At 72.4% G+C, this 24,120-nt stretch carries 23 protein-coding genes; 18 read left to right on the top strand and 5 right to left on the bottom strand.

The window, feature by feature from the left end:
* The first annotated feature begins 45 nt into the window (after positions 1–45).
* The 11 genes from ABZX11_RS30450 to ABZX11_RS30400 all read left to right on the top strand — a co-directional run bounded on the left by ABZX11_RS30450 (position 46) and on the right by ABZX11_RS30400 (position 10,742).
* Positions 46–678 (top strand): thioesterase domain-containing protein, encoded by a 633-nt coding sequence (locus ABZX11_RS30450; RefSeq protein ID WP_176172693.1) that lies wholly within the window; start codon positions 46–48, stop codon positions 676–678.
* A 190-nt stretch (positions 679–868) separates the two neighbouring features.
* Positions 869–2,110: an MFS transporter gene (locus tag ABZX11_RS30445; RefSeq protein WP_354919310.1), complete on the top strand. Its 1,242-nt coding sequence runs from the start codon at positions 869–871 to the stop codon at positions 2,108–2,110.
* A 449-nt stretch (positions 2,111–2,559) separates the two neighbouring features.
* Positions 2,560–3,540 carry an ABC transporter substrate-binding protein gene (locus ABZX11_RS30440; protein ID WP_176172691.1) on the top strand — a complete coding sequence of 327 codons (981 nt, stop codon included), beginning with the start codon at positions 2,560–2,562 and terminating at the stop codon, positions 3,538–3,540.
* A 194-nt stretch (positions 3,541–3,734) separates the two neighbouring features.
* Positions 3,735–4,541, top strand: a complete 807-nt coding sequence (locus tag ABZX11_RS30435; RefSeq protein ID WP_176172690.1) for an ABC transporter ATP-binding protein — start codon at positions 3,735–3,737, stop codon at positions 4,539–4,541.
* Positions 4,534–5,241, top strand: a complete 708-nt coding sequence (locus ABZX11_RS30430; RefSeq protein ID WP_176172689.1) for an ABC transporter ATP-binding protein — start codon at positions 4,534–4,536, stop codon at positions 5,239–5,241. Before ABZX11_RS30435 ends, ABZX11_RS30430 begins: the two co-directional genes overlap by 8 nt.
* Before the next feature lie 25 nt (positions 5,242–5,266).
* Positions 5,267–6,118 carry a branched-chain amino acid ABC transporter permease gene (locus ABZX11_RS30425; RefSeq protein WP_176172688.1) on the top strand — a complete coding sequence of 284 codons (852 nt, stop codon included), beginning with the start codon at positions 5,267–5,269 and terminating at the stop codon, positions 6,116–6,118.
* Positions 6,115–7,185 carry a branched-chain amino acid ABC transporter permease gene (locus tag ABZX11_RS30420; RefSeq protein ID WP_176172687.1) on the top strand — a complete coding sequence of 357 codons (1,071 nt, stop codon included), beginning with the start codon at positions 6,115–6,117 and terminating at the stop codon, positions 7,183–7,185. The genes ABZX11_RS30425 and ABZX11_RS30420 overlap by 4 nt, the downstream gene beginning before the upstream one ends.
* Complete coding sequence (locus ABZX11_RS30415) at positions 7,172–8,485, top strand: ABC transporter substrate-binding protein (RefSeq protein ID WP_354919305.1); 1,314 nt, start codon at positions 7,172–7,174, stop codon at positions 8,483–8,485. Before ABZX11_RS30420 ends, ABZX11_RS30415 begins: the two co-directional genes overlap by 14 nt.
* A gap of 59 nt (positions 8,486–8,544) precedes the next feature.
* Entirely contained in the window at positions 8,545–9,111 is a 567-nt protein-coding gene (locus ABZX11_RS30410; protein WP_354919302.1) for a TetR/AcrR family transcriptional regulator, read from the top strand.
* A 67-nt stretch (positions 9,112–9,178) separates the two neighbouring features.
* Positions 9,179–9,541, top strand: a complete 363-nt coding sequence (locus ABZX11_RS30405; protein ID WP_354919299.1) for an HPF/RaiA family ribosome-associated protein — start codon at positions 9,179–9,181, stop codon at positions 9,539–9,541.
* Positions 9,542–9,677: 136 nt separating this feature from the next.
* Positions 9,678–10,742: an MFS transporter gene (locus ABZX11_RS30400; RefSeq protein WP_354919296.1), complete on the top strand. Its 1,065-nt coding sequence runs from the start codon at positions 9,678–9,680 to the stop codon at positions 10,740–10,742.
* Here the strand turns inward: ABZX11_RS30400 and ABZX11_RS30395 are convergent.
* The 3 genes from ABZX11_RS30395 to ABZX11_RS30385 form a co-directional block, all read right to left on the bottom strand.
* Positions 10,718–10,912: a hypothetical protein gene (locus ABZX11_RS30395; RefSeq protein ID WP_354919293.1), complete on the bottom strand. Its 195-nt coding sequence runs from the start codon at positions 10,910–10,912 to the stop codon at positions 10,718–10,720. The two genes, ABZX11_RS30400 and ABZX11_RS30395, sit on opposite strands and share 25 nt — an antisense overlap.
* 72 nt (positions 10,913–10,984) lie before the next feature.
* Positions 10,985–11,638, bottom strand: a complete 654-nt coding sequence (locus ABZX11_RS30390; protein WP_176172682.1) for a response regulator transcription factor — start codon at positions 11,636–11,638, stop codon at positions 10,985–10,987.
* Positions 11,626–12,825, bottom strand: a complete 1,200-nt coding sequence (locus tag ABZX11_RS30385; protein ID WP_354919290.1) for a sensor histidine kinase — start codon at positions 12,823–12,825, stop codon at positions 11,626–11,628. Before ABZX11_RS30385 ends, ABZX11_RS30390 begins: the two co-directional genes overlap by 13 nt.
* Positions 12,826–12,943: 118 nt before the next feature.
* Here ABZX11_RS30385 and ABZX11_RS30380 point away from each other — a divergent pair, with 118 nt between their 5' ends.
* Together ABZX11_RS30380 and ABZX11_RS30375 are read left to right on the top strand one after the other, a co-directional pair.
* On the top strand, positions 12,944–13,684 hold the full coding sequence (locus ABZX11_RS30380) for an ABC transporter ATP-binding protein (RefSeq protein ID WP_354919287.1): 741 nt from the start codon (positions 12,944–12,946) through the stop codon (positions 13,682–13,684).
* The gene (locus ABZX11_RS30375) at positions 13,678–16,218 is read left to right on the top strand and encodes an ABC transporter permease (protein ID WP_354919285.1); all 2,541 of its coding nucleotides are present in this window, start codon (positions 13,678–13,680) and stop codon (positions 16,216–16,218) included. The genes ABZX11_RS30380 and ABZX11_RS30375 overlap by 7 nt, the downstream gene beginning before the upstream one ends.
* Positions 16,219–16,259: 41 nt before the next feature.
* Here the strand turns inward: ABZX11_RS30375 and ABZX11_RS30370 are convergent, their stop codons facing one another.
* Entirely contained in the window at positions 16,260–16,580 is a 321-nt protein-coding gene (locus ABZX11_RS30370; RefSeq protein ID WP_176172678.1) for a hypothetical protein, read from the bottom strand.
* Between the two features lie 204 nt (positions 16,581–16,784).
* Between ABZX11_RS30370 and ABZX11_RS30365 the strand changes: the two genes are divergently transcribed.
* Both ABZX11_RS30365 and ABZX11_RS30360 read left to right on the top strand, forming a co-directional pair.
* Complete coding sequence (locus ABZX11_RS30365) at positions 16,785–17,450, top strand: glycoside hydrolase family 11 protein (protein WP_354919281.1); 666 nt, start codon at positions 16,785–16,787, stop codon at positions 17,448–17,450.
* A 2-nt stretch (positions 17,451–17,452) separates the two neighbouring features.
* On the top strand, positions 17,453–18,118 hold the full coding sequence (locus tag ABZX11_RS30360) for a polysaccharide deacetylase family protein (protein WP_176172676.1): 666 nt from the start codon (positions 17,453–17,455) through the stop codon (positions 18,116–18,118).
* A gap of 183 nt (positions 18,119–18,301) precedes the next feature.
* Here the strand turns inward: ABZX11_RS30360 and ABZX11_RS30355 are convergent, their stop codons facing one another.
* Positions 18,302–18,514: a DUF5988 family protein gene (locus ABZX11_RS30355; RefSeq protein ID WP_176172675.1), complete on the bottom strand. Its 213-nt coding sequence runs from the start codon at positions 18,512–18,514 to the stop codon at positions 18,302–18,304.
* A 310-nt stretch (positions 18,515–18,824) separates the two neighbouring features.
* On the opposite strand from ABZX11_RS30355, the gene ABZX11_RS30350 reads away from it, so the two are divergent.
* The 3 genes from ABZX11_RS30350 (at position 18,825) to ABZX11_RS30340 (ending at position 23,906) form a co-directional block, all read left to right on the top strand.
* Complete coding sequence (locus ABZX11_RS30350) at positions 18,825–19,721, top strand: ABC transporter ATP-binding protein (protein WP_354919354.1); 897 nt, start codon at positions 18,825–18,827, stop codon at positions 19,719–19,721.
* A gap of 103 nt (positions 19,722–19,824) precedes the next feature.
* Positions 19,825–21,156 (top strand): ABC transporter permease, encoded by a 1,332-nt coding sequence (locus ABZX11_RS30345; protein ID WP_354919276.1) that lies wholly within the window; start codon positions 19,825–19,827, stop codon positions 21,154–21,156.
* A gap of 5 nt (positions 21,157–21,161) precedes the next feature.
* Positions 21,162–23,906 (top strand): alkaline phosphatase family protein, encoded by a 2,745-nt coding sequence (locus ABZX11_RS30340; protein WP_354919273.1) that lies wholly within the window; start codon positions 21,162–21,164, stop codon positions 23,904–23,906.
* Positions 23,907–24,120 lie beyond the last annotated feature (214 nt).

The raw sequence follows: 24,120 nt of genomic DNA, 5'->3' as shown, positions 1-24,120 counted from the left end.
CCGTGGCCGACCCTATCTCCGGGCAGGTCGGAAGGGAGGCCACGGGTGGACCGTGACGACGTCCAGCGTCTGTTGTTCGTCTGCTTCCCGGACGCCGGGGAAGCCGCCGGCCGCTACCGCGCCTGGCGCGATCCGCGGATCGCGGTGCAGGTCGTGGAGCTGCCCGGGCGGGGCGAACGCCGGGACGAGCATCCCTACCGGGACATGTGGCTGCTGGTCGAGGCCCTGGCCGGGGAACTGGCGGGGCCGCTCGAGAGCCCGCACGTGCTGTTCGGCGCGGGGCTCGGTGCCCTGGTCGCCTACCGGCTGGCCCAGCGCCGGGTGGCCGCGGGACTGGGGGTCCCGCGGGCACTCGTCGTGGCGCACCAGGCGCCACCGTCCCGTGCCGCGCGGGTGCCGGAGCAGGCGGGCCGCGCCGACGTGAGCCTCCTGGCGAGCGATGCGCACCTGCCGGTGGCGCCGCCGCTGCCGTGCCCGGTGCGGGGGTTCGGTGAGCCGCACGTGATGACGGGCTGGGGCGAGCACACCAGCGCGGGGTTCGTGCTGACGCCGGCGCGGGCCCAGGACAGCGCGGCCCTGCTGCGGGATGCGGTGCTGAGGTCGGCGCACCTGATTTCGGCGATGGCGGGCCAGGGGACGGCGGGGCGGGCGACGGCGCCGAAGCTGACCGGGGCGTAGCGCCCGAGGGCTTAGACCAGCGCGGGTGACTGCCGGTCGGGCGGGGGCAGTGAATCTCAGGATGGGGACTGGGCTGCGGCGCTGGTGAGGCTGTGACCGCCCGGCCGGCGGCCGCGGAGCCTTCGCGGCGGCGAGCGGTAAGCTCTCCCCAATTGCATAAGCGCTGTTACAATTTGCCCGTGATCCGGCCATGCCCCTGACCCGCGCGCTCGTCGACCTCACCCCGCTCCGCACCTCACCCGCCTTCCGCCGGCTCTGGCTGGGCCGGGTCTTCTCCGGCTTCGGCAGCCAGATGACCCTCGTCGCCGTGATGTTCCAGGTTTGGGAGCAGACCCGGAGCACCACCTGGACCGGGGCCGTCGGGCTGGCTCAAGCGCTTCCCCTCGTCCTTCTCGGGTTGTTCGCCGGCTCCGTCGTGGACCGGGTCGATCGCCGGAAAATCGCCATCGTCGCCACCACCGGGCAGGCCGTCTGCTCGGTCCTCCTCGCCGTGCAGGGGTTTCTCGGTGACGTGCCGGTCGTCGCGGTGCTCGGGCTCGTTGCCGTCCAATCGTGCTTCGTCGCTTGTGGTGGGCCCGCCGCGCGGACCTTCGTTCCGCGGCTGCTGCCGCCCGGCCAGCTGCCCGCCGGGCTCGCTCTGGGGCGGATCGCCTTCCAGGGCGCGATGTTGCTCGGCCCCGCGCTCGGCGGGCTCGTCCTCGGCTGGGCCGGCGTCGGCGGCTGCTACCTCGTCGACGCGCTCACCTTCTGCCTCGCCTTCCACGGCCTCTTCGGCCTCCCGCCGATGCGGCCCGGCGGTGAGCCGTCGCGGCCCGGGGTGCGCGGGGTGCTCGACGGGCTCGCCTTCCTCGCCCGGACGCCCGTCGTGCGCGGGGCGCTGCTCACCGATCTCGCCGCCACCGTGCTCTCCATGCCGGTCAGCCTGTTCCCGCTCGTCAACGCCGAACGCTTCGACGGCGATTCGCGCACCCTCGGCCTGTTCCTCTCGGCCGTCGCGGTCGGCGGGGTTGTCGCGTCCGTCTTCTCCGGGGCCTTCACGCGGCTGCCGCGGCCGGGGCGGGTGATGCTCGCGGGCTCCGCCGGGTGGGGACTGGCGCTGACCGGGTTCGGGCTGGTCCCGGACCCGTGGCTCGGGCTGGCCTGCCTGGTCCTGGCGGGCGCGGCCGACACGGTCTCGGTCGTCTCGCGGGGCGCGCTCGTCCAGCTGGCCACCCCGGACGCCCTGCTCGGCCGGGTTTCCGCCGCCGAGCAGATCGTCGGCCAGGCGGGCCCGGACCTCGGCAACCTGCGCGGCGGGCTCGTCGCGGGCGCGACGTCCGGGACGTTCGCGTTGCTCAGCGGCGGCGTGCTGTGCGTGCTGGCGGTGGCGGTGGTCGGTGCGGCCACGCCCGGCCTGCGCCGCTTCGCCACTCCCGCTGCGGACAGCCGATGAGCACCGGCCGATCCGCGAAAAACAGTTCCGGTGTCCACGAATTCCCCACCTGAATCAATTTCTCACCTTGGGCGCGTGCCGGATTCTCCCCCTTTTTTCGAACGCTTTCTCGCGTCGTCGGCGGGGTTCGGTCGGCCAGTGCCGGCGGTTACGCCGAGCAGTCGCATCGCCACCGTCCGGCGTTACGACGATCAGCGCAATCCGAGGCTCCCACCAGCGGTGGCAAGATCACGAAACCTGCACGACAGACGTCGGTTTCTTTCCCGCGTGACCCGGCATCCTGTCAGTGGCTTACCTGTCCGCCCCGTTGTCACTCTTTCGCGTGAACCTGACGGGATGTATTTCTCGGCAACGTGTTTGCGGCCCGGGAAATCGTCATCTACAGTCCGGCTGATCACGGCCGAACGAGCCGTATTCCGTGATCTCCGTAATCTTCTCCGAGGAGTGGCATGCTTCATCGCGCCTCGACCCGCCGGCTCGCCGTGCTCGCCCTGGTCTTCACCGTCCTGCTGACCGGGTGCAGCCAGCTCAAGAGCCCCTCCGATGCCGGTGCCGTCGAAAAGCCGTCGATCCGGGTCGCGATCCTGACCACCGTCGACCTCGCGCCGCTGTGGCTGGCCCAGGAAGGCGGGTACTTCAAGGCCGAAGGCCTCGAGGTGCAGACCGACGTCGGCACCAGCGGCCAGGAGACGCTGAGCCGGATGACCGGCGGCCAGGACGACATCGCGCTGTCCACCTACACCCTGTTCTTCCTGGCCAAGAGCAGCGGCGCCGCGGACATCAAGCTGGTCACCGACGGGACGTCGGCCAGCCCGCAGAGCAACGAGGTCGTCACCGTGCCGAACTCGCCGGTCAAGACGGTCAACGACCTGCAGGGCAAGCGGATCGCCATCAGCTCGAAGAACGCCGCGTCGGACGTGCTGACCCGGTCGGTGATGCGCGACCACGGCGTCGACCCCGGCAAGGTGCAGTGGGTCCCGATGTCGCTGGGGGAGATGGGCACCGCGCTGGCGCAGGGCCGGGTGGACGCCGCCTACCAGCCGGAACCGTTCCTGACCCAGGCCGCCCGGATGGTCGGCGCGTACCCGGTCATCGACGCCGCCAGCGGCAGCACCCAGGGCTTCCCCCTCACCGGCTACGGCGCCACCGCCAAGTGGGTCCAGGACCACCCGAAGACGATGCGGGCCTTCCAGCGCGCCATGCTCAACGCCACCCGCGCCGCGGTCGACCGGTCCCGGATCGAGCCGCTCGTCGTCCGCAACGCCAAGGTGGACCAGGACATCGCCAGCCTGATGGTGATGCCCGCCTTCGGGTCCAACCTCGACGCGCGCCGCATCCAGCGGGTGCCGGACCTGCTGCAGCAGCTGGGCGTGGTCCAGACGCGGATCGACGCCTCCTCGATGATCGCGCCCCAGACCGGCAACGGCTGAGCCCGGCGCCGCTCACCAGGTGAGCTGAAGGGGACGCTCCTCGCCCTCGCGGCGAGAAGCGTCCCCTTTTGCGTGCGAGTCGGGCAGAAAGTCCCGTTCGGTCCGGTCTTGACTTCGCCGCCGCCGCACCCCACCCTCTTCATACCGACCGCGCGGTACGACGAGGTCCACATGGTGGGACGGGAGAGTCATCGATGACGCTTCTTGGTGAGGCATTGCCCGGCGAAGACCTGCTCGTGGTCGACGGCCTCACCGTGCGCTTCGGCGGCCTCACCGCCCTGCACGACGTCCACCTGGGCGTCGCCGCCGGCACCGTCGTCGGGGTGATCGGGCCCAACGGCGCGGGCAAGACGACGCTGTTCAACGTCGTCTGCGGCTTCGTCCGGCCCCAGTCGGGCCAGGTGCGGTGGCGCGGGCGGCCGCTCGGCAGGCACCGCCCCGAGCACCTCGCCCGGCTCGGGATCGTCCGGACGCTGCAGGGCCTCGGGCTCTTCCCGGGGCTGACCGTCCTCGAAAACGTCATGGCAGGCGCGGGCCGGCACGCCCGGACCGGCGTGCTCCCGGCCCTCGCCGGCGCCGGCCGTTCGGCGCGCGACGAAGCCGGGCTGGCCGCGCGGGCCCGCGAAACCCTCGGCGAGCTCGGCATCGCCGACCTCGCCGGCCGGTTGCCGGGCGTGCTGCCGTACGGCGTGCGCAAACGCGTGGCGCTCGCGCGTGCCCTGGTGGCCGAACCGGACCTGCTGCTGCTCGACGAACCGGCGAGCGGGCTGTCGGCCGCCGAACTGGTGGAGCTGTCGACGCTGATCCTCTCGCTGCGCCGGCACATGGCGGTCGTGCTGGTGGAGCACCACATGGACCTGGTGATGCAGGTCTGCGACCGGGTGGTGGTGCTCAACTTCGGCGAGGTGATCGCGGCCGGGCCGCCGGCGCAGATCCAGGCCGACCCCCGCGTGACCGAGGCCTACCTCGGCGACCCCGCCGAGGAGGCGACCGGTGCTTGAGATCGAAGAGCTCTCCGTCTCCTACGGCGCCGTCCGCGCGCTCGACGGCGTCGGCATCACCGTCGAACGCGGCGGGATCACCGCCGTGCTCGGGGCGAACGGCGCCGGGAAGACCACCCTGCTGCGCACCATCAGCGGCCTGCACCCCGCCCGCGGCGGCCGGATCGCCTGGGACGGCCGGGAACTCACCGGGCTGGCGCCCGACCGGATCGCGCGCGGCGGCGTCGCGCACGTGCCCGAAGGCGGCGGCGTCATCACCGAACTGACCGTCGACGAAAACCTCCGGCTGGGCGCGCTGTGGCGGCGTGACCGGGCCGACCGGGCCGCCGCGCGCGCGGAAATGTACGAGCTGTTCCCGGCTCTGGAGGAACGTGCGGCGAAACCCGCGTCGACGCTCTCCGGCGGCGAACGGCAGATGCTGGCCATCGGCCGCGCGCTGATGAGCCGTCCGTCGCTGCTGCTGCTCGACGAACCGTCGCTCGGGCTCGCGCCGCTGATCACCGCGCGGATCATGGGCATCCTGCGTGACCTGCGGGCCGCCACCGGCCTCACCGTCGTGCTCGTCGAGCAGAACGCGCACTCCGCGCTGTCCATCGCCGACCGCGGGTACGTCCTCGCGCTCGGCCGGGTCGTGGCCGTCGACACCGCCGCGGAGCTGCTGGCCGACGACGGCCTTCGCCACGCCTACCTGGGTTTCTGAACGACACGGAGGTGAACGGTCCGGCATGCAGGACTTCTTCGACCTGACCCTCGGCGGGATCTCGGCCGGCGCGGTGTACGCGGCGCTCGGGCTCGCCCTGGTCATCATCTACCGGGCCACCCGGGTGGTGAACTTCGCGCAACCCGCCCTCGCCCTCATCTCCACCTACCTCGCGTACTCGGTGACGAAGGCGACCGGCAGCTACTGGCTCGGGTTCGCCGTCGCCATCGTCGCCGGGACCGTGCTGGGCGTCGCCACCGAACGGCTGCTCATCCGGCCGCTGCGGCACCGCTCCGAGCTGAGCTCGATCATCGTCACGCTCGGACTTCTGCTCGTGCTGCAGGCGGTCGCGGGCATGATCTGGTCCAACGAGCCGCTGGCGTTCCCCTACGCCTTCGACTTCCGCGGCCGGTTCTCCGCCAACGACCTGTTCGTGGTCCTGGTGGTGCTCGCCATCGCCGCGCTGGTGCTGGTGGTGTTCAAGTACACGCCACTGGGTCTGCGGATGCGCGCGGCCGCGTTCGCGCCGGAAGTGGCGCGGACGCTCGGGGTGCGGGTCGGGCTGATGCTCACCGCCGGCTGGGGATTGGCCGCGGCCGTCGGCTCGCTCGCCGGGTTGCTGGCCACCCCGCCGTTCCTCTTCCCGAACGTGCTGGACGGCGTCTTCGTCTACGCGCTCACCGCGGCGGTGCTCGGCGGCCTCGACAACCCGTTGGGCACCATCGCCGGCGGGTTCGTCCTCGGCGTCGGACTGTCCTATGTGTCCGGATACTTCGGACCGGAGATGGTGACGATCGCCGCGCTGGCCATCCTGGTGGTCGTGCTGACCCTGCGGCCCAGCGGGCTGTTCGGCCGGGCCAAGGTGAGGCGGGTATGACCGTGCGCACGAAACCGGCGGAAGCCACGGCCACGCCGGTGAAGCAGCGCCGCTCGCTGCCGCCGCTGCTCGTCCACGCGCTGGCCGCGCTGGGCGCGTTCGCGGTGGTCGTGCTGCTGACCCTGGTCACCGACGAGTTCACCAACCTCCGCCTCGCGACCATCGGCTACTACCTGATCGCGGTGGCCGGGCTGACCCTGCTGACCGGGCTCACCGGCCAGGTTTCCCTCGGGCACGGCGCGTTCATGTTCATCGGCGCCTACACGGTGGCGCTGCTGGTGCGGCGGGTGCCGTCGTTCCCGCTGTGGGCCGACCTGCTGCTGGCCTCGGCCGCCGGCGGGCTCGCCGGGCTGCTGGCCGGCGCGGCGGCGGCCCGGCTGCGCGGCCCGTACCTCGCCGGGGCAACCCTCGCCTTGGCCGTCGGCCTGCCCGCGCTGACCCGGAAGTTCCCCGACTTCCTGGGCGGCAGCAACGGGTTGAGCTTCACCGTCCACAGCAGACCGGCCGGGATCGGCGTCCCGGAACTGCGCTGGCAGACCTGGATCGTCTGGCTCAGCGTGCTCGTCGCGCTGGTGCTGGTGGCGAACATCGTCCGCGGCCGGCTCGGGCGGGACTTCCGCGCGGTCCGCGACGACGAGGTCGCCGCCGCGCTGAGCGGGATCGCCGTCGGGCGGACGAAGATCCTCGCCTTCCTGGTCAGCGCGGTGTGCGGCGGGCTCGCCGGTGGCCTGCAGGCGTTCCTGCTCGGCACCGCCGCACCCGGCTCGTTCACCCCCGCGCTGTCGCTGAGCCTGCTGGCCGCGGTGGTGCTGGGCGGGCTCGGGTCCCTGTGGGGCGCGCTGTGGGGCGCGGTCGCGCTCGTGTACTTCCAGGCCTGGTCCGAGGACCTCGCCGACGTCCTGCACCTGAACACCGACGTGGCCAACAACCTCCCGCTCGCGGTGTACGGCGTGATCCTCATCGTCGTCGTGCTCGCCTTCCCGCGCGGCATCCAGGGCGGTTTCCACCGGCTCCGCGCTCTTCTCCGCAAGCCCGCCGAGAAAAAGGAGAACCATGAGAACCACTAGGTACGGCGCGGGGTTCCTCGCCCTCGCCCTGGCATTGACCGCGTGCGGCGGCGCGGGGGAGAGCGACGGGGGCGGGCAGCAGGCCGCCGATTCGGCGGTCGGCGTCACCAAGGACACCGTCGTCATCGGCACCCACCAGCCGCTCACCGGCCCGGCCGCGCCCGGGTACAGCAAGATCTCCGTCGGTGCCCGCGCGGTGTACCAGGCGATCAACGACGGCGGCGGGATCAACGGCCGGAAGATCGAGTACAAGGTCGAGGACGACGGCTACAACCCGACGAAGACCGTCGAAGTCGTGAAGAAACTGGTGCTGCAGGACAAGGTGTTCGCGATCGTCGGCGGGCTCGGGACGCCGACGCACTCGAAGGTGGTCGACTACCTCAACTCCGAAGGCGTGCCGGACCTGCTGGTGTCCTCGGGCGCGCTCGCCTGGGACAACCCGCAGAAGGACCCGATGACCTTCGGGTACCAGGTGGACTACACGCGCGAGGGCAAGATCCAGGGCCAGTACGTCAAGGACACCTTCGCGGGCAAGAAGATCGGCTACTTCACGCAGAACGACGACGTCGGCCGCGACACCCAGGCCGGGCTCGACCGGTTCGTCAAGGACCAGGTCGTCGTCCGGCAGGGTTACGACAGCGCCAACACCGACGTGACGCCGCAGCTGTCCGCGCTCAAGGCGGCCGGCGCCGAGGTCGTCGTCTGCGCGTGCATCCCGGCGTTCACCGCACTGTCCATCCTGGCCGCGGCGAAGATCGGGTACAAACCGCAGTTCGTGGTCAGCAGCATCGGCGCCGACCCGGCGACGCTGTCCGGGCTGCTGCAGGACTTCGCCAAGCGCGGTGGCGCCAGCGTCTCGAGCGGGCAGCTGCTGGCCGGCCTGATCGGCACCGGCTACCTGCCGGACGTCGCCCAGATCGCCGACCCGTGGGTCGCCTACTTCAAGGGCATCCACGACAAGTACATCGCGAAGGAGCCGTTCACCAACACCGTGCTGTTCGGCATGGTGCAGGCGTACACGTTCGGCCAGGCGCTCAAGGCGGCCGGCCCGGACCCGACGCGGCAGAAGGTCGTCGACGCGATGAGCTCCGGCGCGCTCAAGGGGCCCGGGCTGACGCCGTTCGGGTTCTCGAAGGACTCGCACGCCGGCTACACGGGCGCGTACGTGTTCAAGATCAACCCGGACACCACGACGACGGTGATCCAGCCACCGGCGGTCACCGACCGTGGCACCGGCGCGATCACGCCGTACTCCGGTGAGCGCGCCACTCCGGAGCAGGTGAACCTGGTGAGCAAGTGACGACCGGGCCGGCTCGTGGGCGCCGCGGGCCGGCCCGTCCGCTCACATAGGGTGGCGGCATGAGTGTCAGGGACAACGTCGTGCGGGCGGCGGTGCGGCTGTTCGCCGAGAAGGGCTTCGAGGCGACGACGGTCCGGGAGATCGTCGAGGAGGCCGGCGTCACCAAGGGCGGGCTGTACCACTACTTCGAGTCCAAGGACGACCTGCTCTTCGAGATCTACGCGGCGATGCTGCGGATGCAGACGCGGCGGATGGTGACGATCGCCGAGTCGGATCTCCCGCTGGCCGAGCGGCTGCACGCGATCATCGCCGACGTCGTGGTCACCAGCATCGCCGACCTCGACGCGGCGACGGTGTTCTTCCAGTCGTTCCCGCTGCTGGAGAAGTCCAAGCAGGTCCAGGTCCGCGCGGAGCGGCGGACCTACCACGAGCGGGTGCGCGACCTGGTCGCCGAAGGGCAGCGGACCGGCGTCTTCCGCGCCGACGTCCCGGCCGACCTGGTGATCAACTACCACTTCGGCGCGATCCACCGGCTGGGGATGTGGTACCACGCCGACGGTGAGCTGTCGGGGGAGCAGGTGGGGAAGCACTTCGCGGACCTGATGCTGCGGAGCCTGCGACCCTGACCCGTTTGACGCGGCGGCGGTCGTGGTACTGACCGGCATCAACCGCTGTCCACACGGGAGGGTGCTCGTGCAGATCCAGGTCAACACCGACCACAACGTCCACGGCGGCGAACGGCTGGCCGCCCACGTGACCACCGGCCTGGAGGAGAGCCTGTCCCGGTTCGGCGGCTGGTTGACCCGGGTGGAGGTGCACCTCGGCGAAGACGGCGGCGCCGGGCCGGAAGACAAGAAGTGCGTGATCGAGGCCCGGCCCGGCGGCAAGCAGCCGGTGGCGGTGACCCACCACGCGGCCACTGTGGACGATGCGTACACCGGGGCGACGCACAAGCTGGTGCGGGCGCTGGAGACCCGGTACGACCGCGCCCACGACCACAAGGGCAGTGACAGCATCCGGCACATGCCCGCGCCGGAAGAGCCGGAGATCGGCTAGTCTCGGCACCGTGTCGAGCCCCGAAGCGTCCAGGACCGGGCTGCCGGTCTTCCCGGCGGCCCGATAACCCCCCGTTCCCGGGTTGCCGGGTGACCACGAAATCGTCCTGTCGATCTCGTGTTCTCCTGGAGCTTCCGTGCCGTTGTTCCTCCTCGCCCTGGCCGTGTTCGCCATGGGCACGTCCGAATTCATGCTCGCCGGGCTGGTGCCCGGGATCGCCGCGGCCTTCGACGTCTCGGCGGCGCAGGCGGGGTACCTGACTTCCGCTTTCGCCGCCGGGATGGTCGCCGGAGCGCCGGTGATGGCCGCGCTGGCGCGGTCCTGGCGGCGGCGGACCGCGCTGCTGTGCTTCCTCGTCGTCTTCGTCGCGATGCACGTCGTCGGCGGCCTCACGACGTCGTTCGGTGTCCTGGTCGGGACGCGGCTGGTGGCCGCCGTCGCCAACGCCGGGTTCCTCGCGGTCGCGTTGACGGCCGCGACCGCTTTCGGCCCGGCCGGCCGGGCGCTCGCCGTCCTGCTGGGTGGCTCGACCGTGGCCTGCGTGGCCGGCGTCCCGGGTGGGTCGTTGCTCGGGTGGCGGCCGGCGTTCTGGGCCGTCGCCCTGCTGTGTCTGCCCGCGTTCGCCGCGCTCTGGTGGATCCCCGACACCGCGGCGGGCACCCGGCCGGCCGGCTTGCGGGCCGAACTCGCGGTCCTGCGGCCGGTGGCCGGCGTGCTCGCGGTCGCCGCGCTGGTCAACGCGGCGACCTTCGGCGTCTTCACGTTCCTGGCCACGGTGGCCGCGGGCGTCGCCCCGGTGCCGGTGGTGCTCGGCGCGTTCGGTGCGGGGTGCTTGGCCGGGATCACCGCGGCCGGCCGCCTGGCCGACCGGTGGCCCGGCCGGGTGGTGGCGGTCGGCGGTCCGCTGCTGCTCGCCGGGTGGCTCGCGGCGGCGTTGTGCGCACACGTCCCGGCGGTGCTGGTGACGCTGGCCTGCACCCAAGGCGCGTTGTCGTTCGCCGTCGGGGGCACGGTCATCGCGCGGATCCTGCACCTGGCGGAGGACGCGCCGACGATGAAGGGGTCCTACGCGACCGCCGCGCTCAACGTCGGGGCGACAGCGGGGCCGGTGATCGCCGGGGCGGTCGCGAACCCGTTCTGGCCGGCCGCGGGGTTGGTCGCGGCGGCGCTGGTGACCTACGCCTGCCTGCGCCGGACGTAGTGGACGACCAGGCCGGCGATCGCCCCGATGGCGATGACCCCGGCGACCATCCGGACCGGCCACCCCAGCCCCAGCAGGGGACCGGCCGCGTTGACGGCTCCGCTGATCACCAGGACCAGCCAGAGCAGGATCGGGCTTGCGGTACGCGTGGAAACCTTGTCGTCGTTCATGTCCTGAACGGCTAAGGCGCCCCGCGGAAAGCCGTAATGCCGCGCGCACCCGGATGCGGGGTAGCGCCTGCGCTACCCCGCATCGCGGCCGAGGTAGGCCAGCACCGCCAGCACGCGGCGGTGCCCCGCTCCTTCGTCGGACGGCAAGCCCAGCTTCGCGAAGATGTTGCGGATGTGCTTGAGCACCGCGCCGTCGCTGACCACCAGGAGCTCGGCGATCGTGCTGTTGTTGTAGCCCTCGGCCATCAGCCCCAGCACTTCGCGCTCGCGGGCCGTCAGCGACTCCAGGGGGTCCGACCGGCGGCGGGCCATCAGCTGGCCGATCACCTCCGGGTCCATCGCCGTGCCGCCCTTGGCGACCCGCTGGAGCGCGTCCAGGAACCGCTCCACCTTGCCGACGCGTTCCTTCAGCAGGTACCCCACGCCGCCGACGCCGTCGGCGAGCAGTTCCACCGCGTAGCTCGTCTCCACGTGCGCCGAGAGCACCAGCACCGGCAGCGCCGGGTGGATCTCGCGGGCGCGGACGGCCGCGCGCAGGCCCTCGTCGCGGTGGGTCGGGGGCATGCGGACGTCCATCACCACCGCGTCCGGCCGCTCGCCCTCGATGAACGCCAGGAAGTCCTCGGCGTTGTCGACCGCCGCCGCCACCTCGATGCCCGCCGTTTTCAGCAGCAGGGAGAGGCCTTCGCGCAGCAACGCGTCGTCCTCGGCGATCACGACCCGCATGGCAGCTCCACTCTCAGCACGGTCGGCCCACCGGGTGGGCTGGTCAGGGTGAGGGTCCCGTCGAAGGCTTCCGCCCGGCGGCGGATGCCGGCCAGCCCGCTGCCACCGGACTCGTCGGCGCCGCCGCGGCCGTCGTCGCGGATCTCCAGGCGCACCACCGAAGCCGTGCCGCCGAGGGTGATGTCCACCTGGGACGCATCGGCGTGCTTGGTGACGTTCGCCAGCGCCTCGGCGACGACGAAGTACGCGGCCGCCTCCACCGCGGCCGGGCGGCCCGCCTCGTACTCGACGTCGACGGCGACCGGCACCGGGCTGCGCTCGGCGAGCGCGCGGACCGCCCCGGCCAGCCCGCGTTCGCTCAGCAGCGGCGGGTGGATGCTGCGGACGACCGTGCGCAGCTCGGCCAGCGCGTCGGTCGCCGTGTCCTGGGCCTTGACCAGCAGGTCGCGAGCCGTTTCCGGGTCGCGGTCGTAGAGCTGGTCCGCGATGCCCAGCTGCAGCACGACCGCCGCGATCCGCGCCTGCGTGCCGTCGTGCAGGTCACGCTCGATCCGCCGCAGCTCGGCGCCGTGCGCCTCCAGCGCCGCCGCCCGGGTCGCGGTCAGCTCGGCGACCCGGTCCGCCAGCACGACGCCGGGAGCGGGCGCGAGCAGCTTCCGCGCGGTGCGGGCCTGCCAGCGGGCCACGCGCGGCAGCTGCAGCGTCGCCACGCCCATGGCGACGGCCACGAGCAGGTCGAGTGCGGCCCGCGGCCAGGAATCCACCACGATCCCGAGCGAGCCTTCGATCCCGCCGGGCACCAGCGGCCAAATGAGGACGGTGATGACCTGCTGGACGGCGCCGATCGGCAGGCCGAACGCGAGCGCGCCGATGACCAGGCCGGTCGCCGCGTGGGCGGCGAGCCACGCGAGGTCGCGGCGGGTGGCCGGGTCCTTCAGCGGGTGGCCGTCCCGGTAGGGCTCGGGGATCGGTTCGCCGAGCCGGCGTGCGGCGCGGCGGCGGTCGACGCCCACCGGCCTCCGGGCCAGCCGGATCATCGGGGCCAGCGACGGGATCCCGATCCCGAACGGGCACAGCAGGACCACGGCGAACAGCCCGGTCAGGGCGAACATCGACAGCAGCGAAGTGCCGGCGCCGACCACGAGGAAACGAACCGCCGACCAGCACTCGCGCAAGCGGGTCGTCACCGCGCCAGTGTCCCACCCCACCACCGGGGTAGCGCTGGCGCTACCCCCGATCCACCTCCCCACGGGATCGATCCGCCGCCCCCGGCGACCTAGTTTTCGTTGTGAGACAACGAAGGGGATGGCAATGAGCACAGCGTATGCGCTGGAACTGAGCGGGGTGCGGAAGGTGTACGGCGCCGGCGACGGCGCGGTCACCGCGCTCGACGGGGTGTCGGCCGGGGTGGCACGGGGGACGTTCACCGCCGTGATGGGGCCGTCCGGCTCCGGCAAGAGCACCTTCCTGCACTGCGCGGCCGGCCTGGACCGGCCGACGTCGGGGCGGGTGCTGCTCGGCGGCGCCGAGATCGGCAGGCTGAAGGAACGCGAGCTGACGGAGCTGCGGCGGACCCGGATCGGGTTCGTCTTCCAGGCCTACAACCTGCTGCCGTCGCTGAACGTGCTGCAGAACATCACGCTCCCGCTGCGGCTGGCCGGCCGCAAGCCGGACGCGCAGTGGCTGCGGGAGATCGTCGAAGGCGTCGGCATCGCCAAGCGGCTGGAACACCGCCCGGCGGAGCTGTCCGGCGGGCAGCAGCAGCGCGTGGCGATCGCGCGGGCGCTCGTCACCCGGCCCGAGGTGGTGCTGGCCGACGAGCCGACCGGCGCCCTCGACACCCGCACCGGGCGGCAGGTGCTGGACCTGCTCCGCGCGATCGTCGAGCAGATGGGCCAGACCGTGCTGATGGTGACCCACGACCCGGTCGCGGCCTCCGCCGCGCACGGCGTCCTCTTCCTGGCCGACGGCAAGCTGGCCGGCCACCTCCCGCACCCCACCCCCGAGCGGGTGGCGGAGCGGATGACGCACCTCGGGGAGTGGTGAGCGTGCTGGCCATCGCGTGGCAGACGATCCGGACCCGGCTCGGCGGGTTCGCCGGCGCCTTCATCGCCATCCTGTGCGGCACCGCACTGGTCGCCGCCTGCGGGATCCTCATGGAATCCGGCCTGCGGGCCGGCGTCCCGACCCAGCGCTACGCCGCCGCGGCCGTCGTCGTCGGCGGGGCGCAGACCGTGCGCCCGCCCGGCGCCGACATCCTCTCGGGCGAGCAGGTCGGCGAGCAGCCGCCGGTCCCGGCCGCGCTGGCCGGGCGGATCGCCGCGGTGCCCGGCGTGCGCGCGGCGATCGCCGAGCAGAGCTTCCCGGCGCAGGTCGTCGCCCGGGACGGGCGGGTGCTCGCCGACCGGGAGTCACTGGGGCACAACTGGGACGCCGCCGTGCTGGCGCCGTTCACCCTGCGCGGCGGGGACGCGCCCAAGACCGCCGACGAGGTCGTGCTGGACGCCGACTTGGCGCGCCGGGCCGACGTCGGCATCGGCGGCCAGGTGCGGATCACCACCCGGTCGGGACCGGCGACCTTCAAGGTGAGCGGGGTCGTCGACGGCACCGCGCGGCAGGCGGCGGTGTTCTTCGCCCCGGACCGGGCCGCCGAGCTGGCCGGGCGGCCCGGCCAGGTGCACGCGATCGGCGTCCTCGCCGACCCGGGGGTGGCGGCCGAGACGCTAGCCGAGCGGGTGCGGGCCGTCGCCGGCGGCGCCGAGGTCACCACCGGCGTCGAGCGCAGCAGCATCGAGTTCCTCGACGTCAGCCAGACCCGGACGCTGTTGCTGGCCATCGCCGGCTCGTTCGGCGGGTTCGCGCTGCTCGTCGCGGTGTTCGTGGTGGCGAGCACGCTGGCGCTGACCATCAACCAGCGCCGCCGGGAGTTCGCGCTGCTGCGCGCGGTCGCGGCCACCCCGCGGCAGATCCGCAAGCTCATCGGCACCGAGACGACGCTGATCGCGCTGGTCGCCGGCCTGCTGGGCAGCGGGCTGGGCCTGGCGGTCGCCGGTGGCCTGCGGGACGCGTTCGCCGCGATCGGTGTGATCCCGGCCGACTTCGGGCTGGCGATCAGTCCGCTCCCGCTGCTGGCCGCGGTCCTGCTCGGCCTGGGCGCGGCCCGGCTGGCGGCCTGGGCGGCGTCGCGGCGGCCGTCGTCGATCCGGCCCGTGGAGGCGCTGGGCGAGGCCGCGGTGGAACGCCGTGAGCTCGGCCGGGTCCGGCTGCTCACCGGCTGGGGCCTGGTGCTGGCCGGCGTCGGCGGCGCGTTCGTCCCGCTCTTCCTGCACGGGGACATCGCCGCCGCGATCTCGACCATGGCCACCCTGGTCGTCGTCATCGGGCTGGCCGTGGTCGGGCCGCAGGTGACCGGGCTGGTGGTGCGGGTTCTGGTCCCGGTGCTGGGGAGGGTCTGGCGGATCAGCGGCTACCTCGCCGGGGCGAACGCGCACGCCAACGCCCGGCGGGTCGCGGCGGCGGTGACCCCGCTGATGCTGGCCGTGGCGTTCGCGCTCGCCACCTTCTACGGGCCGACCGCGATGACCGCGGCCGCCCAGCAGGAGTCGGCGCGGTCGACGACCGCCGACTACGTGCTGAGTGCCCCGGGCGGTGTCTCGCCCCTGGTGGCCGAGGCGGCCGGGCGGGTGCCCGGGGTCGCGGCGGCGACGCCGGTGGTCCGCACGTCCGTGATCACCGCGACGCCGGTGGGCGACAGCGTCGAGGTCCAGCGGACCCCGGCGCAGGGCCTGGCGGGCGACCGTGCCGGGGCCGCCCTCGAGCTGGGCGTCGACGCCGGGCGGCTCGCCGACCTGACCGGCGACACCGTGGCGCTGAGCCGCTCGGAAGCCGACTGGCTGGAGAAGAAGCTCGGCGACGAAGTGGAGTTCTACTTCGGGGACGGCGTCCCGGCGAAGCTGCGGCTGGTCGCCACCTACACGCACGACCTGGCCTTCGGCGACTTCGTGCTGCCGGTCGCGCTGGCTCGTGAGCACGTCGGCGGCCGCTTGGACGACTCCGTGCTGGTCCGGCGGCAGCCCGGCGCCGACGCGGACGCGGTGGCTTCGGCGCTGAGCGCGTTGCCCTACCCCGGTTTGGTACTGGCACCGGCCTCGGTGCTCGCCGCCCCGGAAGGGGGCGAACGCCAGGCGCAGTTCTACCTCAACCTGGTCGCGGCCGGCGTGATCGTCGGGTACCTGGCGATTTCGGTGGCCAACACGCTGGTACTGACCACCGCGCAGCGCGGCCGCGAGTTCGCCCTGCTGCGGCTGGTCGGCACGACCCGCCGCCAGGTGACCCGGATGATGCGGCTCGAAGCGGTGACCACGGTCGGGATCGCGCTCGTGCTCGGCACGCTGGTGGCGCTGATCCCGTTGGCCCTGCTCAACTTCGGCCTGCGGGGCAACCCGGTCCCGGCCGGCCCGCCGTCCGTCTACCTGGGAATCATCGCCGGCGCGGCCGCGCTCGGGATGGTGGCGATCGGGGTGGCCACGTCGGTGGCGCTGCGCGCCCGGCCGATCGACGCGATCGGCGTCCGCGAATGACGGGAGCGGGGTGGGCCGGACCGGCCCACCCCGCCCGCGGGTCAGCAGGCCGTGTGGGTGTCCACGCCTTCGAAGGACGTGACCAGGTACTGGGTCGTCCGTCCGATCAGCACCGCCGTGCCCGCGGGCACGCACGTCTCGCCCTGCTTGGCGCGGACGCCGCCGCCGTAGGCCAGCCCCCACACCTCGATCTTCGTGGCGGCGGAACCGCAGTTGCCCCAGTAGTAGTCGCGCGCGTTCGGGCCGGACGCGCCCTGCGTGGCGTAGTTGCCGCAGGTGACCTGCGCCGACGCGGACGCCGTGCCCGCGGGCACGGCCGTCAAGGCCAGGCCGAGCACGGCCGCCACCGCAATGCGTTTCATGGAACCCCCCGTTGTGCGTGAAACAGTGCGGTACCGACGCTAGCGCTTTCCGGGGCGCGGAAATGCCCCTCAATTCCTAGGGGTTGACGGGGATCCCGGGCCGCGGGAACATCGAAACTTTCCGAAAGTGATTGCCCGGCCAGCGGCCCTGCTCGCATGCTTTTGCCATCCTGGCTTGCCTGCCAGCCTCGACGAGGAGGAAGCATGCTCACCAAGAAACGCGGCCGCAGCAGGGTGTTCGCCGGCGGCGCCGTCCTTGCGCTGATCGCGGCGTTCCTGCCCGGGACCGCATGGGCCGACACGGTCATCACGTCCAACCGGACGGGCACCGACAACGGGTACTACTACTCGTTCTGGACCGCCGGCGGTGGCTCGGTCTCCATGACGCTCTCTTCCGGTGGCAACTACCGGACCAACTGGAGCAACGTCAACAACTTCGTCGCCGGCAAGGGCTGGAGCAACGGCAGCCGGCGGACGGTGAACTACTCCGGCAGCTTCAACCCCTCCGGCAACAGCTACCTGGCGCTCTACGGCTGGACGTCCAACCCGCTCGTCGAGTACTACATCGTCGACAACTGGGGCAGCTGGCGCCCGACCGGGACGTACAAGGGCACGGTGACCAGCGACGGCGGCACCTACGACATCTACCAGACGACCCGCTACAACGCGCCGTCCGTCGAAGGCAACAAGACGTTCAACCAGTACTGGAGCGTCCGCCAGCAGCGCCGCACCGGCGGCAGCATCACCACCGGCAACCACTTCGACGCCTGGGGCCGCGCGGGCATGCCCCTCGGCAGCTTCAACTACTACATGATCCTGGCGACCGAGGGCTACCAGAGCAGCGGCAACTCGAACATCACGGTGGGGTGACCATGCGCCGCTGGAGCACCTTCCTGGCCACGGCCGCCCTCGCCGTGGCGAGCACCATCGCCGTCACGCCGGCGGCGCACGCGGCCGCCTGCAACGGGTACGTCGGCCTGACCTTCGACGACGGGCCGTCGAACGCCCACACCCCGGCCATCCTGAACGCGTTGCGGCAGAACGGGTTGCGGGCGACGATGTTCAACGAAGGCCAGTACGCGGCCGCGTACCCGGCGCAGGTCCGCGCCCAGACGAGCGCGGGCATGTGGGTCGGCAACCACAGCTACACCCACCCGCACCTCACCCAGCTGGGCCAGGCGCAGGTGGATTCGGAGATTTCCCGTACCCAGCAGGCGATTTCGGCCGCCGGGGGCGGCACGCCCCGGCTGTTCCGCCCGCCGTACGGGGAAACGAACGCGACGGTCCAGTCGGTGGCGTCCCGCTACGGGCTCCGCCAGGTGATCTGGGACGTCGACTCGGGTGACTGGAACAACGCGAGCGTCGACGCGATCGTCCAGGCCAACGCCCGGCTCGGCAACGGCCAGGTCATCCTGATGCACGAGTGGCCGGCCAACACCCTGTCCGCCATCCCGCGCATCGCGCAGACGCTCGCGAGCCGCGGCCTCTGCGCCGGGATGATATCGCCGCAGACGGGGCGGGCGGTCGCCCCGGGCTGACGGTGCGGTGGCGCGGCGGTTGCACCCCGCCGCGCCACCAACTGATCCTCCACAAAGGACGCGGCCGGGCCGCCCCACGGCGTGGCTTCTTCATGGCGAACGCGCGGAAACGAGCGCTTCGTTCCCGGTTTTCGTTTCCGGATGGTTCCGCCGGAAAGGAAACGGGTCCGGCGCCCGGGTGGATCACTCGGCGACGCGGGTGCGGCCGCACCAGGCGAACACCGGGACGCGGTCGCCGCTGCTGGACGTGGTGAACTCGCCGTCGTGGGAGAAGTGCTCGTAGCCGGCGCCGAAGCTCACCTTCGCGACTTCGCCGATGCTGGCGACCGTCCACTCGCGGTGGCGTTCGGTCAGTTCGGCGGGACCACCGGAAAGCGTCACCTTGATCTGGGGCATGATTCCTTCTCCCGTGATTCGGTCGGCGCGGGAAATGTGTCCTTCGTCTCTCGACGATGCCTGAGCTCGGAATGGCGTGTCAAGATTCGCGCCTCCTATTCGGGGTCGCTCTGGAATTGCCGGAAAATAGGGGTTGACGGCAAAGCCGGGCAGGGGTGGTGGCCGCCGCCAAGGCAAGGTGCCGGTTAACTCGGACATTTCACCGGTCCGGCGACGGCCGGTCGGCCGCCGTTCCCGCAGCGTTCACTTCCGTCCCCCGCCCCCGTCATTTGCGGTACCTAAGTTTCTTCGCGTGGACGCACCTCTGGCAGTGAGAGCCCGCGGGATCACCAAGTGCTTCGGCGACGTCGTCGCCCTCGACGGCATCGATTTCGACGTGGCACCGGGCCGGATCCACGGCCTGGCCGGCCCGAACGGCGCGGGCAAGACGACGCTGCTCGGCCTGCTGCTGGGCCTGGCCGTCGCCGACGAAGGACGGCTGGAGATCCTGGGGACGCCCGTCGGCCGGGCGCTCGCCGCCCCCGAGGGCGTCGCCGGGTTCGTCGACGGGCCGGGGCTGTACCCGTCGCTCACCGCGCGCCAGAACCTGGCGGCACTGGCGAAGCTCGGCGGCCACCCGGTCGGGACGGTCCTCGAGGAGGTGGGGCTGGCCGACGTCGCCGACGACCGGGTCCGCGGCTTCTCCCTTGGCATGCGCCAGCGCCTCGGCCTCGCGGCGGCCCTGCTGACCTCGCCCCGGCTCCTGGTCCTCGACGAGCCGGCCAACGGCCTCGACCCGGCGGGCAAGAGGCATGTCCACGGCGTGCTGGAGCGCCTGGCCGGCGGCGGCACGGCGGTGGTGCTGTCCAGCCACCGGATGGACGACCTCGAGGCGCTGTGCGCGGAGGTGACGATCCTGGCGACCGGCCGCGTGGTGTTCACCGGACCACTGGCCAAGCTTTCGGCGGAGAACGGCGAGCTGGCCTACCGCCTGCGGACCGCGGACCCGGCGGCCGCGCGGCGGGTGCTCGGGGAGATGCGGGGGATCCGGCTCGTGGACGCACCGGGGGAGGGCGAAGGGGTGGTCGTGCGCGCGCTGGTGCCTGCGCTCGACGAACTGGTGCTGCGGCTGGGCCGGGAGGGGATCGCGGTCCGCGAGCTCGCGCCGGTCGTGTCCCCGCTGGAGGCGGCGTTCCTCGCGCTGACCGGGCAGGAGGCCCTTCGATGACCGCACTCGCTCCGGCTGTTGCGTTCTCGCGTTCCTGCTGCTCAGCGCTCGGGTCGCCGCTGGAGGCGGCGTTCTTCGCACTCGCTCGGCAGGAGGCTCTCCGATGACCGCACCCACCCGGCCCGTCCCTCTCGCGCGCATCTACCGCTTCGAGCTCGTCAAGCTCTTCGCCGCCTGGCGCATCCGGCTGCTCGTTCTCGCCTGCTGGCTCGCGCCCGCCGTCTTCGTCGCCGCCGTCGGTGAACAGAGCTCGCTGCCCGTCGACACCCTCTTCGGCCGGTGGATGAACGCCACCGGGTGGGCCGGCCCGCTCGTGATGCTCGGCTTCGCCGGCACCTACGCCCTCCCGCTGCTCACTTCCGTCGTCGCCGGGGATGTCTTCGCCGCCGAAGACCGGCTCGGAACCTGGCGGCACCTGCTCGTCGCCGTCCGGTCCACGGGACGGCTCTTCGCCGCGAAAGCGCTGGCCAGCCTCACCGTCCTGCTCGTGCTCGTGGCCGGGATGGCCGTCTCCGCCACCGCCGGCGGCCTGCTCACCGCCGGGAACCGGGTGCTCGTCGGCTTCGACGGGCACCTGCTCACCCCCGGGGACGCGGCCGCCACGGTCCTCCTCGCCTGGGTGAGCGTGCTCGCCCCCACGCTGGCGCTGGCCGCCATCGGGCTGCTCGGGTCCGTCCTCTGGGGACGGTCGCCGATGGGCCTGCTGCTGCCCGCCGTCGTCGCGCTCGCCATGGCGCTCGCCCAGCTGCTCCCGCTGCCCGTCGCCGTGCGCCTGGCCCTGCCCAGCTACGCCTTCATCGCGTGGAACGGCCTGTTCACCGACCCCGCGCAGCTCGGGCCGCTGCTGGTCGCCGTCGGCGTCAGCCTCGCCTGGGCCGTCGCCGCGACCGCGCTCGCGTACCGGCAATTCGTGCGCCGCGACTTCACCAACGCCGCGCACGACGGCACGGGCCGCCGGGCGCTCGCCGCGCTCCCGCTGGTCGTGCTCTTCGGCGCCACCGCCGGGATCGTCGCCGTGGCGACGCCCGCGCTGGGCTCCGGGATCACCCAGGACAAGGTGCAGCAGTCGGTGGCCACCGCGTTCGCGCACCTCTACCGCCTGCAGGCCGCCCAGCTGCACCGCCCGGACGTCACCGAAGCGCAGCTGGCGGCCACGGCCGCGTGCACCAAGGGCGACGGCCTGGTCGCCCCCGAAGGGCCGGGCAACGACTGGCGCTGCGTAGTGACCTGGCACCTGCCCGGCCTCACCGCCACCGGCTCGGCGATCTACCAGCTGGACGTCACCGCCGACGGCCGGTACGTCGCCGACGGCGACGGGCCGAAGGAGGTCAACGGCTACTTCCAGGTGCGGACCCCCGCCGGCGACCAGCCCAACCCGCTCTGGCAGTTCGACGCCGACGTCGACCTGCTCGCCTCGGCCAACCCGAAGGGATGAGATCCATGCAGGTGACACGCCGCAGGCGGCGGCCCGGGAAGGACCGCCGCCGCCACCACCGGTTCCGGTTCGCGACGGCGGGCTCGGTCACGCTCGTGCTGGTCGCGACCGGCACCGACGTCGGTGTCGCGTCGACGCGGCAGTTCGGCGAAGACCAGGTCGGCCAGGTCACCGGCCAGGGCCAGGTGGTCGCCGCCGACCAGTACATCCAGCCGATCGGGGACCGGCTGGTCGTGCCGGGCGGCAAGATCATGGCGTCGTCGGTCAGCCCCGACGGCAGCCACCTCGCCGCGCTGACCACCGACGGCGGGATCGCGCTCACCGTCGTCGACCTCAAGAGCTGGAAGGTGCAGCAGCTCGTCGGCAACTCCGCGACGGCGAACCTGCGCATCCCCGGCAACGACGTCGGCCAGGAAGGCCCGTCGTACTCCCCGGACGGCAAAACGCTGTGGCTGGCCCAGACCGACGGCTACACCCGGTTCACGGTCAACCCCGACGGCACGGTCGCGGCCCCGGTGGTGGTCAAGATCCCCGCGGACGGCCCGAAGCACGCGCTGGTCGCCCAGGCGGTGTTCTCGCCCGACGGGTCCACTGTGTACTCCGCGGTCAACGGCCAGAACCGGGTGGTCGCGCTCGACGCGGTGACCGGGGCGATCGAGCAGAGCTGGGCCGTCGGCAACGCCCCGCGCGACCTGGTCCGCGTGGGCAGCAAGCTCTACGTCAGCAACGAAGGCGGGCGGCAGGCGCGGCCCGGCGAGCCGACGCTGAACTCCTACAACACCCAGGTGCCCGCCAGCCGGTTCACCGGTGCGACCACCAGCGGCACGGTCAGCGTCGTCGACCTGGCGCACCCGGCCGCCGCGCCGAAGAGCATCGACGTCGGCCTGCACCCGACCGCGGTGTACGCCAAGGACGGCGCGTTGTTCGTCACCAACACCGCGAGCGACACGGTTTCGGTCATCGACACCGGCCGCGACCAGGTGGTCCAGACCATCGCGACCCAGCCGTGGCCGGAGGCGGCGGTCGGCTACGAGCCCGACGGTGTCGCCCTCACCGGTGACGGCCACCTGCTGGTGACGCTCGGGCGCGCCAACGCCGTCGCCGTCTACCGCTACCACCGGGCGCAGGAGCCGGTGAGCTACGTCGGCCTGCTGCCGACGGACTACTTCCCGACGGCGATCGCCGCCGCCGGCCAGGACGTCCTGGTCTCGAACACCCGCGGTGTCGACGCCCGCCGCCCGACCACCGCGGCCGGGCACGGCACCCACGACACGACGTCGAGCCTGCAGAAGTTCCGGCTGCCCGCCGACCCGGCGATCCGCGGGTACACCGACCGCGTCTTCCGGCAGAACGGCTGGACGCCCGGTTCGGTCCAGGTGGCCCACGACGACGGCCACCGCCGTCCGGTGCCGGTCCCGGCGCGGCTCGGCGACCCGTCGACGATCAAGCACGTTTTCCTGCTGGTCAAGGAGAACCGCACCTACGACCAGGTGTTCGGCGACGACCCGCGCGGCAACGGCGACCCGAGCGTGACGCAGTTCGGCGAGAACGTCACGCCGAACCAGCACGCGCTGGCACGCCAGTTCGGGCTGTACGACAACACCTACGACATCGGCACGAACTCCGCCGAGGGCCACAACTGGCTGATGCAGGCCGACAACCCCGAGTACACCGAGTCGTCGGCGGGGGAGTACCTGCGCAGCTACGACACCGAGGACGACGCGCTCGGCCACCAGAGCACGGGGTTCCTCTGGACCGGCGCGCAGGCGGCCGGGAAGTCGGTGCGGGACTTCGGGGAGTTCCAGCAGTTCCTCACCAAGCCGGCCGGCGCGAGCTGGCAGAACTTCTACTGCGACGCCAAGAACATGGCCGCGACCGGGGAGCCGAGCGCGTACCCGCTGGTTTCGTCGTCGCCGATCCCTTCGCTGAACGACGTTTCGGTGCCGGGCTTCCCGAAGTTCGACACGTCGGTGCCGGACGTCTACCGCTACCAGATCTGGAAGGACGACTTCGAGAAGCACGGGCCGGCGAACCTGAACATGTTCTGGCTCTCCAGCGACCACACCGGCGGCCCGCCGAACGCGGCCGCCCAGGTCGCGGACAACGACCTCGCGGTCGGCCGGATCGTCGACGAGATCTCGCACAGCCCGTACTGGCAGGATTCGGCGATCTTCGTCGTCGAGGACGACTCGCAGGCCGGGCTGGACCACGTCGACGGGCACCGGGCGCCGGTGCAGATCATCAGCCCGTACGCCCGGCACGGCGTGGTCGACAGCCACTACTACTCGCAGATCACGATGATCCGGACGATCGAGCAGATCCTCGGGGTCAAGCCGATGAACCAGAAGGACAGCGCGGCGACGCCGATGAGCGCGGCGTTCACGTCGAAGCCGGACTACACGCCGTTCACGGCGGTCCCGAACCGGACATCCCTGACGGCGGGCCTGGCCACCCAGCCCGCCTGCGGAGCGGACACCCCGGCCCCGCCCGACCCGGCGGCCGCGCCGGTGCCGTCGTCCGCGGTGCCGGCGGGCAAGCGCGAGGTGGCGGCGCAGTGGCAGGAGTGGACGACGCACCAGCGGCTGACCGGCCCGGACGCGGTAGCCGACTACGCCAACCCGGCGCAGATGAACCACTTCACGTGGTACCAGACGCACGGGTGGCAGGTGCCTTATCCGGGGGAGAGCGAGGTGTTCGCTCCGGAGCAGGTGCCGGGCGCGTTCCTGCCGTCGGCGGAGTCGGACGGCTGATCGGTGACCGGGAGGCTCCTGTGCGGGGCCTCCCGTTTGCCGGTCGATCATCGTGCTCAGTTCAGCTCAGCTCAGCTCAGCCGGCCCCAGCCCAGGCCCGGCCCGCTCGGGGCCGCCGCCAGCAAGCCCGGCCAAGCCCTGGCCCGGGCGGGTCAGCCCAGCCCAGGCCAGCCCGGCTCCGCCCGGGCCGACTCCGCCTCGGCTTGCCCTGCTT

Origin of the sequence: Amycolatopsis sp. NPDC004169 (genome assembly GCF_040610315.1) — a bacterium.
In the GTDB taxonomy this organism is placed as follows: domain Bacteria; phylum Actinomycetota; class Actinomycetes; order Mycobacteriales; family Pseudonocardiaceae; genus Amycolatopsis.
The sequence above is the reverse complement of the archived record's forward strand: the minus strand, read 5'-3'. Positions and strand labels throughout refer to the sequence as shown.